Origin of the sequence: Geobacillus subterraneus (assembly GCF_001618685.1) — a bacterium.
Lineage (GTDB): Bacteria > Bacillota > Bacilli > Bacillales > Anoxybacillaceae > Geobacillus > Geobacillus subterraneus.
In genome coordinates, this window is record NZ_CP014342.1 from 1,982,747 (window position 1) to 1,997,799 (window position 15,053).

General features: G+C 54.3%; 17 protein-coding genes and 1 riboswitch. Of the genes, 3 read left to right on the plus strand and 14 right to left on the minus strand.

The window, feature by feature from the left end:
* Window positions 1–15: 15 nt before the first annotated feature.
* The 12 genes from hutU to GS3922_RS09735 form a co-directional block, all read right to left on the minus strand.
* Window positions 16–1,677 carry a urocanate hydratase gene (hutU, locus tag GS3922_RS09680; protein ID WP_063166179.1) on the minus strand — a complete coding sequence of 554 codons (1,662 nt, stop codon included), beginning with the start codon at window positions 1,675–1,677 and terminating at the stop codon, window positions 16–18.
* Between the two features lie 162 nt (window positions 1,678–1,839).
* On the minus strand, window positions 1,840–3,327 hold the full coding sequence (locus tag GS3922_RS09685; protein WP_063166180.1) for a helix-turn-helix domain-containing protein: 1,488 nt from the start codon (window positions 3,325–3,327) through the stop codon (window positions 1,840–1,842).
* A gap of 46 nt (window positions 3,328–3,373) precedes the next feature.
* On the minus strand, window positions 3,374–4,354 hold the full coding sequence (gene hutG, locus GS3922_RS09690; RefSeq protein ID WP_063166181.1) for a formimidoylglutamase: 981 nt from the start codon (window positions 4,352–4,354) through the stop codon (window positions 3,374–3,376).
* 162 nt (window positions 4,355–4,516) lie between these two features.
* Window positions 4,517–4,933: a PaaI family thioesterase gene (locus GS3922_RS09695; RefSeq protein WP_063166182.1), complete on the minus strand. Its 417-nt coding sequence runs from the start codon at window positions 4,931–4,933 to the stop codon at window positions 4,517–4,519.
* A gap of 238 nt (window positions 4,934–5,171) precedes the next feature.
* Complete coding sequence (locus GS3922_RS17290) at window positions 5,172–5,627, minus strand: RNA-guided endonuclease InsQ/TnpB family protein (protein ID WP_225995647.1); 456 nt, start codon at window positions 5,625–5,627, stop codon at window positions 5,172–5,174.
* 233 nt (window positions 5,628–5,860) lie between these two features.
* On the minus strand, window positions 5,861–6,343 hold the full coding sequence (locus tag GS3922_RS09700) for a PaaI family thioesterase (RefSeq protein WP_063166183.1): 483 nt from the start codon (window positions 6,341–6,343) through the stop codon (window positions 5,861–5,863).
* Between the two features lie 325 nt (window positions 6,344–6,668).
* Window positions 6,669–7,052: a VOC family protein gene (locus GS3922_RS09705; protein WP_063166184.1), complete on the minus strand. Its 384-nt coding sequence runs from the start codon at window positions 7,050–7,052 to the stop codon at window positions 6,669–6,671.
* Between the two features lie 16 nt (window positions 7,053–7,068).
* Window positions 7,069–7,404 (minus strand): hypothetical protein, encoded by a 336-nt coding sequence (locus GS3922_RS09710; RefSeq protein ID WP_063166185.1) that lies wholly within the window; start codon window positions 7,402–7,404, stop codon window positions 7,069–7,071.
* A gap of 71 nt (window positions 7,405–7,475) precedes the next feature.
* A riboswitch (SAM riboswitch) is annotated at window positions 7,476–7,580 on the minus strand.
* A 353-nt stretch (window positions 7,581–7,933) separates the two neighbouring features.
* Window positions 7,934–9,427 carry a glycerol kinase GlpK gene (gene glpK / locus GS3922_RS09720; protein ID WP_063166187.1) on the minus strand — a complete coding sequence of 498 codons (1,494 nt, stop codon included), beginning with the start codon at window positions 9,425–9,427 and terminating at the stop codon, window positions 7,934–7,936.
* 65 nt (window positions 9,428–9,492) lie between these two features.
* On the minus strand, window positions 9,493–10,317 hold the full coding sequence (locus tag GS3922_RS09725) for an MIP/aquaporin family protein (RefSeq protein ID WP_063166188.1): 825 nt from the start codon (window positions 10,315–10,317) through the stop codon (window positions 9,493–9,495).
* 201 nt (window positions 10,318–10,518) lie between these two features.
* Window positions 10,519–10,920 (minus strand): sporulation protein, encoded by a 402-nt coding sequence (locus GS3922_RS09730; protein WP_063166189.1) that lies wholly within the window; start codon window positions 10,918–10,920, stop codon window positions 10,519–10,521.
* Window positions 10,921–11,114: 194 nt separating this feature from the next.
* The gene (locus GS3922_RS09735; protein WP_020959480.1) at window positions 11,115–11,366 is read right to left on the minus strand and encodes a hypothetical protein; all 252 of its coding nucleotides are present in this window, start codon (window positions 11,364–11,366) and stop codon (window positions 11,115–11,117) included.
* A gap of 322 nt (window positions 11,367–11,688) precedes the next feature.
* Between GS3922_RS09735 and cspD the strand changes: the two genes are divergently transcribed.
* Together cspD and GS3922_RS09745 are read left to right on the plus strand one after the other, a co-directional pair.
* Window positions 11,689–11,889: a cold-shock protein CspD gene (gene cspD / locus GS3922_RS09740; protein ID WP_003251474.1), complete on the plus strand. Its 201-nt coding sequence runs from the start codon at window positions 11,689–11,691 to the stop codon at window positions 11,887–11,889.
* Window positions 11,890–12,013: 124 nt separating this feature from the next.
* Window positions 12,014–12,283 (plus strand): DUF2564 family protein, encoded by a 270-nt coding sequence (locus tag GS3922_RS09745; protein ID WP_063166190.1) that lies wholly within the window; start codon window positions 12,014–12,016, stop codon window positions 12,281–12,283.
* A gap of 463 nt (window positions 12,284–12,746) precedes the next feature.
* On the opposite strand, the gene GS3922_RS09750 is transcribed toward GS3922_RS09745, so the two are convergent.
* Both GS3922_RS09750 and GS3922_RS09755 read right to left on the minus strand, forming a co-directional pair.
* Window positions 12,747–12,962 carry a zinc-finger domain-containing protein gene (locus GS3922_RS09750; RefSeq protein WP_063166191.1) on the minus strand — a complete coding sequence of 72 codons (216 nt, stop codon included), beginning with the start codon at window positions 12,960–12,962 and terminating at the stop codon, window positions 12,747–12,749.
* 6 nt (window positions 12,963–12,968) lie between these two features.
* Window positions 12,969–13,634, minus strand: a complete 666-nt coding sequence (locus tag GS3922_RS09755) for a ribonuclease H family protein (protein ID WP_063166192.1) — start codon at window positions 13,632–13,634, stop codon at window positions 12,969–12,971.
* Between the two features lie 232 nt (window positions 13,635–13,866).
* On the opposite strand from GS3922_RS09755, the gene GS3922_RS09760 reads away from it, so the two are divergent.
* The gene (locus tag GS3922_RS09760) at window positions 13,867–14,793 is read left to right on the plus strand and encodes a DMT family transporter (RefSeq protein ID WP_063166193.1); all 927 of its coding nucleotides are present in this window, start codon (window positions 13,867–13,869) and stop codon (window positions 14,791–14,793) included.
* Window positions 14,794–15,053 lie beyond the last annotated feature (260 nt).

Below are 15,053 nucleotides of genomic sequence, written 5' to 3' on the forward strand. Positions count from 1 at the left end.
AGGCGGTTCTCCTTTCTATTTGAGCATCGGCATATCGATGCCTTTTTCTTTCGCCGTCCGAATGGCGAGCTCATACCCGGCGTCGGCGTGGCGGACAACACCAAGACCAGGGTCGGTCGTCAACACGCGTTCCAGCCGTTTTTCCGCCTCTTTCGTCCCGTCGGCGACAATGACCATGCCGGCGTGAATGGAGTAGCCCATGCCGACGCCGCCGCCGTGGTGAACCGACACCCAGCTTGCGCCGCCGACTGCATTCAACAGCGCGTTTAAAATCGGCCAGTCAGCGATGGCATCGCTTCCGTCTTTCATCGCTTCCGTCTCCCGGTTCGGCGAGGCGACCGAACCCGAGTCCAAATGGTCGCGACCGATGACGATCGGCGCCTTCAATTCACCGCGGGCGACCATGTCGTTGATGAGTTTCCCAAACTTCGCCCGCTCGCCGTAGCCAAGCCAGCAAATGCGCGCCGGCAGCCCTTGGAATTGGATTTGTTTTTGCGCCATGCGAATCCAATGGCAAAGGCGTTCGTTCTCGCTGAACTCGCGCAAAATGACTTCATCGGTTTTGTAAATGTCTTCCGGATCGCCGGAGAGCGTCACCCAGCGGAACGGGCCTTTTCCTGCACAAAAGAGCGGGCGGATGTACGCCGGCACAAAACCCGGGAAGGAGAAGGCATCTTCGACTCCTTCGTCTTTCGCTACTTGGCGGATGTTGTTGCCGTAATCAAACGTCACCGCTCCACGATTTTGCATCGCCAGCATCGCCCGTACGTGCTCAGCGATCGATTGTTTGGCGCGGGCAACGTATTGCTTCGGATCGCGCATTCGCAGCTCGGCCGCCTCCTCAAGCGTCAACCCCGCGGGGATGTAGCCGTTTAACGGATCATGGGCGGACGTTTGATCGGTCAAGACGTCCGGAACAAAACCCATATCAACGAGCCGCGGCAACACTTCGGCCGCATTGCCGACAAGGCCGATCGACAGCGCTTTTTTCTCTTCCTTCGCCCGTTTGGCCATGGCGAGCGCGGCGTCCAGACTGTCGGTCATCGTGTCAAGGTATTTCGTGTCAAGGCGGCGCTGGATGCGGGCCGGGTCGACTTCAACGGCGAGACAGACGCCGCCGTTCATCGTCACCGCCAACGGCTGCGCCCCGCCCATGCCGCCAAGGCCGGCCGTGACCGTGATCGTTCCTGCCAGCGTGCCGCCAAAGTGCTGGCGCGCCACTTCGGCAAACGTTTCGTACGTCCCTTGGACGATCCCTTGGCTGCCGATGTAAATCCAGCTGCCGGCCGTCATTTGCCCGTACATGATCAACCCTTTTTTGTCGAGTTCATGGAAATGGTCCCATGTCGCCCATGCCGGCACGAGGTTCGAGTTGGCCATGAGCACGCGCGGTGCGTCCGGGTGGGTGCGAAACACCGCGACCGGCTTGCCCGATTGAATGAGCAATGTCTCATCGTTTTCCAACCGGAGAAGAGTGTCTACAATCGCCTCGTAACATTCCCAGTTGCGCGCCGCTTTCCCGATGCCGCCGTAGACGATCAACTCATCGGGCCGCTCGGCGACATCCGGATGCAAATTGTTGTGCAACATGCGCAGCGCCGCTTCCTGAATCCATCCTTTCGCTCGCCGCGTTGTTCCGGAAAGCGCTTGCACCGTTCGCTTGTCTGTCACCGTCATCCTCTCCTTTTCCCTCTTTGTTTTTATTGTAAAGAAGGGAAGAGAACGGAGATAGATGCACCTCTTTTAAAGGTGAGTCATTTTTTTCGAAATTTCATATTTCTTTCTCCTTCATTGATCCATTTCTTTTGATCGCTGTTCATTTTTTTTGAAAAAAACCGCCTACCGCGGTGATGACCGATACGATCGTTGTTCATCGCGGTAGGCGGTCGGCGTCTCATTCAGTTCGGCTTTGAAGACGCGCGTCAAATAATGGGCGGTGCGAAACCCGGTTTGTTCGGCGATTTCTTTAATCGACAAATCCGTCTGCCGAAGCAGCCGTTTCGCTTCCTCAAGCCGCCGGTTCGTCAGCCACTGGCGAAACGTCACGCCGCGCTTTTTCGACAACAAATGGCTGAAATACGCGGGGCTGCGGCCGGCTGCCGCCGCGACCCGCTCCAACGTGAGCGACGGGTCGCGAAAATGGGCTTCCATATAGCGGAGCCCCCGTTCGATGGCGTCGACGCGCGCGTCTGTGTCAGCCCGCCTCGCCTCGTAGAGAAGCCGATATAAAAACAATATCAATTCTTGAACGATGCGATACAGCACAGGATTGTACAAAATCTCTTGAAACAGGCGCATATACTCGCGTTCGGTCGTGCCGCGGTCCAGGCGGTACGTCTTCATAAACCGCCGGATTTGCGCCAAGATGCTCGTCAGCCGCGTGCGCACCATCTCCGGGCTCGGAAACGGAGGCGTCCAATGGGAAAATTCCCGCTGAAGCCATCGCTTGACCGCTTCATGGTCAAACCGCTCAAGCATCTCGATCCATTGCCGCTGCTCTTCCGGCGTCAGAAACGGATCCAAGTCACGCCACCGCCCATCATCCGGCGCCGGAGCAATCACTTGCCGGTAGCCGATAAAAAACGTCGTCTCGAGCAGCCGACGAGCGGCTTGGTATCGCCCACGCACCGTTTGTCGGCCATCCGGCGGCATGATGACGACCGCCAATGGCTCATGATGTTCCTCCTCCCAATCGCGCAACATCTTCCACGCTTCCTCTTTCCCGTCGCCCGGCAGCTCGGGAAAGAGACAGGCCGCCATATAGGTCAACGGCAAGACGCGCGCCCGCCGGCGAAACGGATAGTTCGTTAAAAAGCGGACCACTTCAGAAGAGAAGGCAGGCTGTTCGGCCTGCACAAGCCATACGTGGGTCGACACGTCAACACAGTCATCGGCAAATAGCGAGCGATAATCGCCATCATGACCGCCAACGCCCGCGGACGGCCGAGAGCGCCCGTCCCCGGCGGCAAATGAAGCCGCCGTTCGCAACGCTTGCTTCAATTTGGCGGGCTCAAGCGGCTTCACAAGCAAATCGACGCATTGCCAGTCGATCGCTTGCTTCGCCCGCGCGAATGTCGCCTCCGCGGTTGCAGCAATCACCCGTTGGCAAAACAAGCGGATGCAAGATGTCGCTTTCCCCCACTGTTCATACGGAATCATATCCAATTCGACGTACAACAGCTCCGGCGCCTCCCGCTCAAGAAGCGCCATCATCTCCTCGACCGTAGCCGCCGTATATACTTGCTCAATCGGCAAGGAATACGCGGACACGAGCCAGCGGATCGCCTCCCGTTCGTTGTCATCCCGTTCGGCAATGACCAATTTCATCTTCTCACCGCCCCGGCTGCTTTGTGGAATGACTCGTGCAACGTGTTCATCGAACGTTTTCGACGCGGCTTTGCAAACGTCGAAAATGAAGAAGGATGTCTAGGCAAAAAGCAGCGGCGAGCGCCACGGTTTTTCCGCCTTCATCCACGAGCGGATTGACTTCGCAAAGATCAACGCTGATCGTGTTCGGATGCGCAACGATGCGGCGAATGAGCGCGCGCACCAGCGACGGCGCGAGCCCAAACGGCGACGGCGCGCTCACCCCCGGCGCGGCGGCAGCGCTGATGGCGTCCATGCAAATGGTCAACATCACACCGTCATACGTTGAGGCAAATCGTTCGATCTGTTCATAAGCCGCCTCCATCGGCCCTGCAGTCAGCTGTTCTTCCAACATGTACTCGCATCCATACCGCTGTGCATCCGCAAACAGCGCCGCCGTGTTGCCGAGCTTCTGAATCCCTAAGCAGCAATACCCCACCTGTTTGTCCTCATCCAAAATTTGCCGAAACATCGTCCCGGATGTTGGCCCGTCATCATACGGCCGCAAATCGAAATGGGCATCAATGTTGATGATGCCAAGGCGGACATCCGTCCCTAACGCTTCGCGGACGCCCAAATAATGGCCATACGCCGTCTCATGGCCGCCGCCGATCACCACCGGCGCCGCACCGCTTCGCAGCAGGCGGGAGACAGCTTTGCCGAGTTCAGCTTGGCTTTGTTCGAGACGTCTATCCACGCAAACGACATCGCCCGCATCAAAGACAGACACTCCTTGCGGAAGATGCCATGGCAGCCGGCCCAACGCCGCTTTCACAGCGGCTGGCGCCTCTTTCGCCCCTTGGCGGCCTTGGTTGCGGCGCACCCCCTCGTCGCAGGCAAAGCCGATGAGAGCCGCTGCTTGTTCCATCGGCGCCAACGGCTGCGTCAAATCCAACAAACGAATGCGCTGGTGGAGGCGAAACGCCCGTTCATCGCTCACACTGTCCACCCGCCCCGTCCAGCGGCTTTTCTCGGGTTGTTGGTACATCGAATCATCCCCTTTCGACGATCAGCTACCTGTTTCTTTCGCTGCCGCTTCGCCGTTCTCCTTCCTGCAAGGTCAGAAAGAGGTGGGAGAGGGGTTGCTCGAAATGCCGCTTGGTCCGCTTTCGGAATCCCCTATGTCCCGCTCGCACGAATGACCGGTGTTTCATCGTTTTTCCATGATCAGTACAGATGACGTGGCGCTCGCCACCTCTTTGCCGTTTTGCCGCACGATGGCGGTCACATAGGCGATTGTGCGGCCGAACTTTTCCACTTGCGCCTCGATTTCCGCCTCCCCGGCTTCCATCGGACGATGAAACGTCGTTTGTAAGTTGATTGAAGCGTGCATTTGATCATCATGAAGCAAGGTCGTCACCGCATACGCCATCACAATATCCGCAGCTGCGCCGACAAATCCCCCCATAATGACGCCGTTGCCGTTGAGCAGCGATTCACTTACCTTCCATCCCCCTTTCGCATAGCCGTTTTGTGCTTCTGTCAAGCGAACGCCGAGCGTTGTATCGCACGGCGGCGGCGCGCTTTGGCCGGCGATGACGTCATGCAAGTTGACGGTTGATTTCATGCTGTGCCACCCTTTCTGTTTTCGTATCGTGTTACTTTATTCGCGGGAAGGACGCGATTTCCGTTACAGAAAACTTATAAAACTTTTATAAAGCCTTTATCAAACTTTATAAAAGTTTATGTTTCTTTCCTTGTTCATCGCACCCGATTTCGCCAAAGCTACTCTCGTTGGATGTGGCGCTCCGAAGGCTTCAATTCCCCACTAACGAATGGGTACATGTCAATAGCCGCTTTTCGTGCTAGGCTATTGACTCACCATATTTTTTTAAGTTTCTACTTGCGTTCACATCCCTGTCTATTTTACTTCCACATTCATCACATACAAACGTTCTTTCTGACAAAGAAAGTTTCTCTTTTACAGCCCCACAATGGCTGCAAGTTTTAGACGAAGGGAAGAATCGATCGGCAAGTATCAACTTGATCCCATTCCAGGCACACTTATATTCCATTTGCCTTTTAAATTCATGGAATGTTTGTTCTTGGACGGCTTTCGATAGCTTTCTGTTCTTTAGCATTCCATGAGTATTTAAGCTCTCCATGACTACATACTCTGGCTTGGTTTTCACCAAAGATGCAGTGATTTGATGAATAGAATTGTGCCTGATGTGTTTTAGCCTTCGATAGGTCTTTCGAACAAGGAATTCCAACTTCTTTATATTGTTTGTTTTTCTGTAACGGTATTCACCTCTATACACAACTTGTATAATAGTTTTTGCAAATTGTATATAGAGTTTTACGAAATTTTATAAATTTATTTTAACTGTTCCATGCCTTCCTAGACCCCAACAATGACAAGGGGGATGATGGGCTTGGCCCGCCAGCGCGAGCTGAACTGCAGGGGGCGCTCAATTCTTCACCGCCCTCAGCGGCAAAGCGCCGAAGAAAGCGCTAACAAAAACAGCGGCTTTTCGGCGCTTTTTGCTGTTTGTTAAGGGCGGACAAATGTTTTCGGCATCACGACGGCGATGACTTGCCCGCGGGCGCATAATTCGCCATTGGCGAACACTTCGGTGTCAACTTGCCATTTTTTCGGATGAATTTCCGTCACTGTGCCGACGGCCACAAGCGGCACCCCGTGCGGCGTCGGTTTGAGAAAATCAACATGCAATGAAGCGGTGACAAAGCGCGGTGGCGCTTCCCCGCTGCCCGGCTCATGGCCGTTTTTCCGGTGCAGCGCCAGCGCCGCTGAACCGGTGCCGTGGCAGTCGATGAGCGAGGCGATCAGCCCGCCATACACAAATCCAGGGATGGCTGTATGTTCGGGGCGCGGCGTGTATACGGTCACCGTCTTGTCCCCTTGCCATCCGGTGCGGAAATGGTGGCCGTGCTCGTTCAAACGGCCACAGCCATAGCACCAAGCGAATTCATCCGGATAGTCGTCTTGAATAGCGTGAACGATCGTTTCTTCCACGAAATCTCCTCCCCTCTTTTTCTAGTATATCATCCAATCGGAAAGGCCTCGACCCCTAAAGCGCACTTTTCGCCCCAAAGTTGCTGTCCATGCCACAATGAGCGTCGTGAACAACGAAGCTGCTCCATCGGGAATCGTTCCCGAATGTCAGCCCTAACACACACGGACCGCCATCCGTACAAAGCGAAGCTGACAGACCTATGCCACCGCTCGGCGTGCGGTCAAGGCAAGAAAATAGAAGGAGGCGCCAGCCACGCTCTGGCGCCCAAAGCCCGATCGATGGCGACAGGCGGCCGAAATCGCAGGCCGCCTGTTTTCATTCTTCTTATCGTTCCGGCTCGTAAAATTCGATCCATTCCCCGTCCGGGCCGAGGAAAAACAAATATTTCGCCCCGTTCGGAAGCTCCGTAATGTCCTCCCAAACGAGCGGGACGCCAAGCGACACGAGCCGCTCTTTCTCCTGCTCAATGCCTTCGACTGTAAAGGCAACATGATGCACTTTTCCTTCCGTCGGCAAATTCGGATTGTATCCTTCAATCAGCTCGACGATGATCTGTCCGTCAAGCCCTAAAAACGCCAGTTTCATCGTCCCGTTTGTATGGATCATCTCGCTGAGCAGCTCGAGGCCGACGACGTTTTGATAAAATGCTTTTGATGTTTCAATATCTTTCACCTGGATGCCAACGTGTTCAAATTTTTTGACTGCCATTCGTTGTTCTTCCTTTCTATGATTCAATGGAAAACACAGCCCGCAAATACGGGGTCATTCGTGGTGGGAAAATGTCCTTTTTTCCTAGCTCCATCCATACATAGCGGTCAAGAGCATACGGTCCTTCCGCTTTCCATTCCTCCGCCTCATCGTTCGTCAGCACGATGGAAAACATCGCTCCTTGCGCTTCCCCATACAAGTGGATATAGCCGTCCCCGCGGTCGATATGCACCACCGCCTGCCGATCGAACCGGATGAGCTCCGTCCGCACGCAGCGCATGACATGAACAGCAAACGTCGCCGCCGGCAAATGCGCCGCCATGCAAGCGCGCAGCGACAGTCGTTCCGCCACTGCTTCCCCCTCACCTCCCTTTCAATAAAAAACCCCCTTCCGCCTCGGAATGATGCGAAAGGGGATAGCCGTTCTTATCATCCAAAGCGACATCGCTTTGCGGGTGTTAGCACCTTGCCAGCGGCAGGTTGCTGTGGGGTCATCAAGCCCGTTCTCTCGCCCACTCTTGATAAGACGTATGTAATTTACCTCTTATGTTACCATAAGTGGGCAAAGGCAACAACTTTTTTGTTTATTCTGTCTACTTCAACCTTTGCGATGTTGACTGTTTGACGCTGAGACATAGACGAGACGACAGGCCGTTTCGTTTCTTCGCAGCTGTTGTGTTTCATTTTGTTTGAGCATTTAGCACATAGTTTTAGGAAATAGGATAGTGGCTTTCTCTCGTTTTTCGTGCCGCCCGCTAATAAATCGAAGCTTGTGAGGGCTTGCATTAGAACCGATTTCCGCTGCCAAACTGGCAACTGCGCCTCTCGTTTCAGCCACAAAAAAACGGACACCCTTAGCGAAGGGCATCCGTCTTCCCTTGTTATTTAAACGCCATCGCCGCCCGCACCGCTTTTTTCCATCCTTCATAGAGCGCGGTCCGCTTAGCGTCGTCCATCTTCGGCTCAAAGCGGCGTTCGAGCTGCCACTGAGCGGCAATGTTTTCGCGGCTGTCCCAATAGCCGACCGCCAGCCCGGCCAAATACGCCGCTCCGAGCGCCGTCGTCTCGTTAATGATCGGCCGCTCAACCGGCACAGCGAGCAAATCGCTTTGAAACTGCATCAATAAGTTGTTTTTCACCGCCCCGCCGTCGACGCGCAATGTCGTCAGCGGGAGGCCGGCATCCGCTTCCATGGCGGCGAGCACGTCTTTTGTCTGGTAAGCGAGCGATTCCAATGTCGCGCGGATGAAATGCTCTTTCGTCGTGCCGCGCGTGAGGCCGAACACCGCCCCGCGCACCTCGCTGTCCCAATACGGCGTGCCGAGGCCGACGAACGCCGGGACGACGTACACCCCATCCGTTGACTCGACTTTTTCCGCGTACGTCTCGCTGTCGGCCGCCGTTTTGATCATCCGCAAGCCGTCGCGCAGCCATTGAATGGCCGAACCGGCGACAAAGATGCTGCCTTCAAGCGCATATTCGACTTTGCCATCGATGCCCCAGGCGATCGTCGTCAGCAGCCCGTGTTTCGATTGGACCGCTTTTTCTCCCGTATTCATCAACATAAAGCAGCCGGTGCCGTACGTATTTTTCGCCATCCCTTCCGTAAAGCACGCCTGACCGAACAAAGCCGCCTGCTGGTCGCCCGCGGCTCCCGCGATCGGCACCTCCACGCCGAAGAAATGATACGGAACCGTTTTCGCGTATACTTCCGAGGACGGGCGCACCTCAGGAAGCATCGCCTTGGGCACGTTTAAAATTGCAAGCAGTTCGTCATCCCATTCGAGCGTATGAATGTTGAACATCAAAGTGCGCGATGCGTTCGAGTAGTCGGTCACATGGGCGCGGCCGCCGGATAACTTCCAAATGAGCCACGTGTCGATCGTGCCAAACAGCAGCTCGCCGCGCTCCGCCCGTTCGCGCGCCCCCTCGACATGATCCAAAATCCATTTCACTTTCGTTCCCGAAAAATAAGCGTCAATGAGCAGTCCCGTTTTTTCGCGAAACAGCGGATCATACCCTTTTGCTTTCAACTCGTCGCAAATATCAGCTGTCTGCCGCGATTGCCAAACGATGGCGTTGTAAATCGGGTTGCCGCTCTCTTTTTCCCAGACAACCGTCGTTTCCCGCTGGTTCGTAATGCCGATCGCCGCCACTTGTTCCGGCTTCACTTGCGCCTCGGACAAGACGCTGGCAATGACCGCAAGCACCGATCCCCAAATTTCGTTCGCGTTATGCTCGACCCAGCCGGGCTGTGGGAAATATTGAGTGAACTCTTTTTGCGCCATATGGACAATTTCCCCATTTCGGTTGAACAAAATGGCGCGCGAGCTCGTTGTACCTTGGTCAATGGATAAAATGTATTGGTCTGTCATGAACATTCCCCTCTCTTGTTCGATTTTTCTGCCTAGCAGCTCCTCCTCCAACGCCGGACGTTCTGTCAGGTCGAACGGCGTTCCGCTGCAGCTGATTCCCTCTCTTTTCGATGAACCATGCCGACCCCAGCCAGCACCGCCGCCGCGGCAATGAGCGCTCCCCATAGCGCCGGGCTTGCCTTGCCTAAAAACAGCGCTTTATACACCAAGCTGCCTAACGCGCCGCCAAGCAGCGGCCCGACAATCGGCACCCATGCATACGACCAGTTCGACGACCCTTTTCCCGGAATCGGCAGCAAAAAGTGAGCTAACCGCGGCCCAAAGTCTCGCGCCGGATTAATGGCATATCCGGTCGTACCGCCGAGCGACAGCCCAATCGCCACAATCAAAAAACCAACAACAAACGGATTGAGTCCATCGGCGAATCGGTTGGCGCCAATGGCCAAAATGGCCAGCACGAGCACAAATGTGCCGATGATTTCACTCAACAAATTGGCTGCCGGATTCGGCACGGCCGGTCCGGTCGCAAACACACCGAGTTTCACTGCTGGATCATCCGTTTCCTTCCAATGCGGCCAATAGTGAAGATAAACAACCGTCGCACCGGCCATCGCCCCAAGCACTTGGGCAATGACGTACATCGGTACATCTCCCCATGGGAAGTCGCCGCTCAACGCTAACGCCACCGTCAGCGCCGGATTGAGATGGGCGCCGCTGTACTTTCCGACCGCATAAGCGGCCACCGCCACCGCCAGCCCCCATCCCATCGTAATGACGATCCAGCCGGAATTTGCGGCATACGATTTCTTTAAGTTCACGCCGGCGCACACCCCAGCTCCGAAAATGATAAGCAGCGCCGTGCCGACGAGTTCTCCTAAAAATGGTGACATTTGCTCGCTTCCTCCTTTTCATTCGCGGTTTCTTCTTTTATTTCCTGCTTCGGCGGACCTTCCGGAAGGATGCCTGTTGGGCGAAAAACAAAAAACCCACACACTTCCCCCTAACAAGGGAACATGTGTGGGTCTCCGTTTCTCCGCCACAAACTCATTAACTTGTCTCTAGCATAGCGCAAATGTGTAAGCGTTGTCAACCTATTTTTTCGGCAAAATTTGCACATAGTCGAAGTCGAGCGTATCGACCGCGTCTTCGATATGAAGGCGGGTGATGAACCGGTACGACCGGCCCGGGCGCGATGGCGGCAAGGTTTCCGGAATCGTGTAGGAAAACGGGATTTCCTTTTTCTCGCTCGGCTTGATCGCGAACGCTCCGGCCGCCGGGATGACAGCCACGACCGCATCGCGCTCCTTGCCGTTTTCGATCGTTTTTTGCACAAGCTCGACGTCGAGCCGCTCGATCCTTTGTTCCACCGTTCCGCCGTAAATGTGGACGATCCCTTGAATCACTTCTCCTTGGCGCCATAACGATTTATTTAAGATCAAGTCGACGTGCGCCGACCCGACTCCGACTTTTGACATCATTTTGCGCAATAACACCGTAGTCACCTCTTTGTCTCTCTTGTCATATCATCATACGAAAAAACGAAGCCGCCTGTTTCAACGCGAGCCAAAAAAGAAACAGACGATGCTCTCGCGGCACGTCTGCCCCTGGGAGAAGCAGGGACGAATGCGGCTTGTTTTGTTACCGCTTACATTCGAGATTACCGCATTCGCCTTCCGCTGTCAATTGATTATTCGTACACATTTTCGTTCTCGATAATGTAGTCGATCCGGATGACCGGGACGTCTTGTTGCTCGACTTCCGCGACAATCAAGCCGACGCGATCGTTGTAGATGCAAAACGTGTCCTGCCCTTTGCGGAACGCTGATTCCCCGTACGAAAGAACCATGTGGTAAATTTTATTGTCGCTGAAATAACGGCGGCTCACCCGGTTGCCCAGCCGGACGATCACTTCTTGGCCCGCGATTTTTCCGCGGTACATCCGCTTCTCCCCCTTTTTGTCATTCCTATTCCAATGTATGGTTTTTTTCGGCCGTTCATGACTTTTTTCTCCTTCAGCCGCCCGTTTTCCTTTTCCATGCGGCGTTTTTTAGACGGGCAAGCCACTTTTTTCGGAAATTTCCTTTCTTTTGCTTGACGCGGTAACCTTCGGTAGTGTATAGTAAAGTCATCACATAACAGAATATATTTCAGGCATTCAGCACGAATACGCTTCTTGGATTGCTGTGGAGTATATTTTGTTATTTGATAAAAATCTTGAGGTTAGCCAAGCTGGCTAAAGGTATTAGGAGGAATTCAGTATTATGCAACGTGGTAAAGTAAAATGGTTTAACAACGAAAAAGGCTACGGTTTTATCGAAGTGGAAGGCGGTTCGGACGTATTCGTTCACTTCACGGCAATCCAAGGTGAAGGGTTCAAAACGTTAGAAGAAGGCCAAGAAGTTTCGTTTGAAATCGTACAAGGAAACCGCGGACCGCAAGCAGCGAACGTTGTCAAATTATAAGGCTTCGTTGACATAGACGAAAGAACGGGAGCGGAAACAAAAGGCACCTTAGTCAAGGTGCCTTTTTCCATTTCAATGCATAGATTCAGTCAAGAGGCAAACAATAGCAAAGGGAGGTGTTCATATGGCAAAACGCGATGCCGACGTACATACAGGGTACAACGATTTAAGACAAGTGGAAATGTTCGTCGAGACGGCAGAAAAAATGGTCGGTCAGGCGACAATGCAGCTTGATCCGGAAATGCTTGACCACGCGGAACAAGCGATCGAAAACGCCCGCCGCCAGCTTGCCCGCGCCCGGCAGGAAGCGACCGGCGTGGACGACGACGTTCTTGCCCGATGCGAACAAAAGTTGACCCGCGCTGAGCACCAGCTTCGCGAGGCGCAACAATAACCCGGGTCGGTCGGAGCTTCGCGAGGCGAAGCTCTTTTTGCTGCCGGCCTCTTCGGGCGCACTTCCCCCGCTTCGCCCGCCGGGCGAAGCGCTTTTCGCTACGCTGCCGCGCCATCCCCGCCGCCTGCCGCCCCTAGAAGGCTGGGGAAAAACAGCGACCGCCCCTAGCGGACGCCGGATGACGTGAAACGAGAAGCTGATGTCACAAGGTTTCTCCATTTGAGAAACAAGGCGGTGAAGCAACCTGCTCCTTTCATCACCGGTCTTCTAGAAGATCGGTGAAAATCACTGTTTCCTCAACATGAATCGTTTTGGAAAGCTTCCGCTATTTACAACAGTGAAACGTCGTTTGACACCGTATGATCGGCTAAATCACCGCTCTTCTAGACGCGCAAAAACGCCGGTTGCCCCCCATCGGCCGCACAAACCGCGTAAGAGAAACACCGCCTGTTCCCATCGCCTGTCATTGGCGCGGCCGCGGCGGTGCGGAAAGCAGCATCTCCCCGTACTGCCGCATTTGTTCCCCGACCGTGCATTGCTGGATGCAAAACGATTGGGCGTACGTTTTGCCGTACTCTTTCCGGAACGTGCTTTTTAAAAAGCAGCCATCGCAGTACGTTTCCTCCAGCCAAGCGATTTGGTCCAATATTTCTTTCCGTCGGTTTCGCTTCTTTCCCATCGACCCTTACCCTTTCTCCGTCAATTCCATTCGGCTCGTGATCAGCTGTCCGTCGAGCGCTTGGCGCGCGAGCGAATCCGCCTCTTTATTTTGCTTGCGCGAAATCGGCTCATACGCCGGCTGAATGCCAAGGTCGCGCATTTTTGCTTCAATGCGGTCAAGCCAAGCGTTATAATCGTCTTCCAAACACGGCCAGTCGCCTGACAGCTGTTTTAACACAACATGAGAGTCGCCGCGGAACGTCACTGGCAAATGGCGGACGCCAAGCTCCTCAAGCAGCTGCATCACAAACCAAAACGCCGCATATTCCGCTTCGTTGTTCGACTTGATTTCGCCGAGCTGGCGGTTGGCGCGCAGCCGGTAGCGGTGGTCATTTTGCTTATAATACACGACCGCGCCGACGCCGCCTTGAGCCGTCTCATGGTCAAACCCGCCATCAAAATACGCTACGACGTCATGCGGCTCGCTTTCGATTTCCTTCAGCAGCTTCTCGAGCTCTTTTTTCGACCACGCGGTCCCATTTCGGTCGACGAACTCAAGCGCCTTCGTCCGCCCGGTTTTTTCAAAATCGTCAGCCAACCGAAGCGACTCTTGGGCATCGATCCAATCTGATACGAGAACGGTTTCTTGCTTTTTCGGCGTGATATATGTCCAATGGATTTGCACATCCAACGGTCGTCACCCTTCCGCGTTGCGATGATCGAAGCTGATTTTTATTTTACCACACTTCCGCCCTTGTTCATTACCTATTTTTATGCACGATGAACGGTTGTATCAACCGTTTTGTGCTGCCGCCCACCCTTTTTCCAAAAAAGTATGTTTTTTTCGGCGCATTTATGATACACTAGCGGCTAGCAGCCGATCAAATGGCTCGACGTGAACAGACAAACAAGGAGGAATCGAATTGAAGCAGCAAACCGTCGCCGATCTTAGTTTGCTGGCGGTGGCGTTCGTCTGGGGGGCGACGTTTGTCGTCGTCCAAAACGCCATTTCCTTTTTAGAGCCGTTATCGTTTAACGCCGTCCGCTTCAGTTTGGCCGGCTTGTCCTTGTTCGCATGGACGGTCATCGTTTCCCGCCCGCTGCTCGGCCAGTTATCATGGCGGATCGTCGGCGCCGGGGCTTGGATGGGGCTGTGGTTGTTTAGCGGCTATGCGTTCCAAACGGTCGGGCTTTTGTATACAACTTCCTCGAAAGCAGGCTTTATTACCGGGCTGAGCGTCGTGCTCGTGCCGCTGTTTTCGTTTTTGATGCTAAAGCAAAAACCGACCGCAAATGCAGCTGTCGGAGCGGTGCTCGCCGCCTTCGGTTTATATTGGCTGACGGGCGGAGCCGAGCTGTCATTCAACCGCGGCGACGTCTTCGTCTTCTTTTGCGCCATTTCCTTTGCCATGCACATTCTTATCACCGGTCAATATTCGTCACGTTATTCGACATTGCTGTTAACGATGGTGCAAATTTTTACCGTCGCTGTCCTCTGTTTCATCTTTGCTTTTTGGTTTGAGGAGGCGACAAACATGTGGAACACGGCGGTGCTCCGCCGTCCGGAAGTGTGGGGGGCGCTCGCGATCACCTCGCTATTGGCGACGACAGCCGCCTTTTTCATCCAGACAAAGGTGCAAAAATATACGACGCCAACCCGCGTGGCGCTCATTTTCGCTACGGAGCCGGTGTTCGCTGCTCTGACCGCCTATCTTTGGGCCGGCGAGCGGCTGTCGCCGTCTGCTTGGCTCGGCGGCATCGCCATTTTGGCCGGCATGATCCTCTCTGAACTTCCAAGTGCACGCTTATGGGGGAAACGGTGGCGGGAAAAACGGAACATCTCCTCATAGCAACAAAAGCTGTCCTGCATGAAAGGCGGGACAGCTTTTTTCGCATTGGGCGTCACTGTCCATCATCCCAGCAGCGAACCGATCCACGTCTGCAACGTTTCTCCGCTTGAAAAACGAAAGGACGGCGCTTCCTTGCTCGTTCACTTGCCGGCCTTCCCGAAAGACGGTGAAAAACACGTTTTTCTAAGGGAAAAAGAAACATGGCGTCCATCCTGCTTTCCAAATTAAGAAATGGCATAATGCAGCTTCATTGTCCGGTC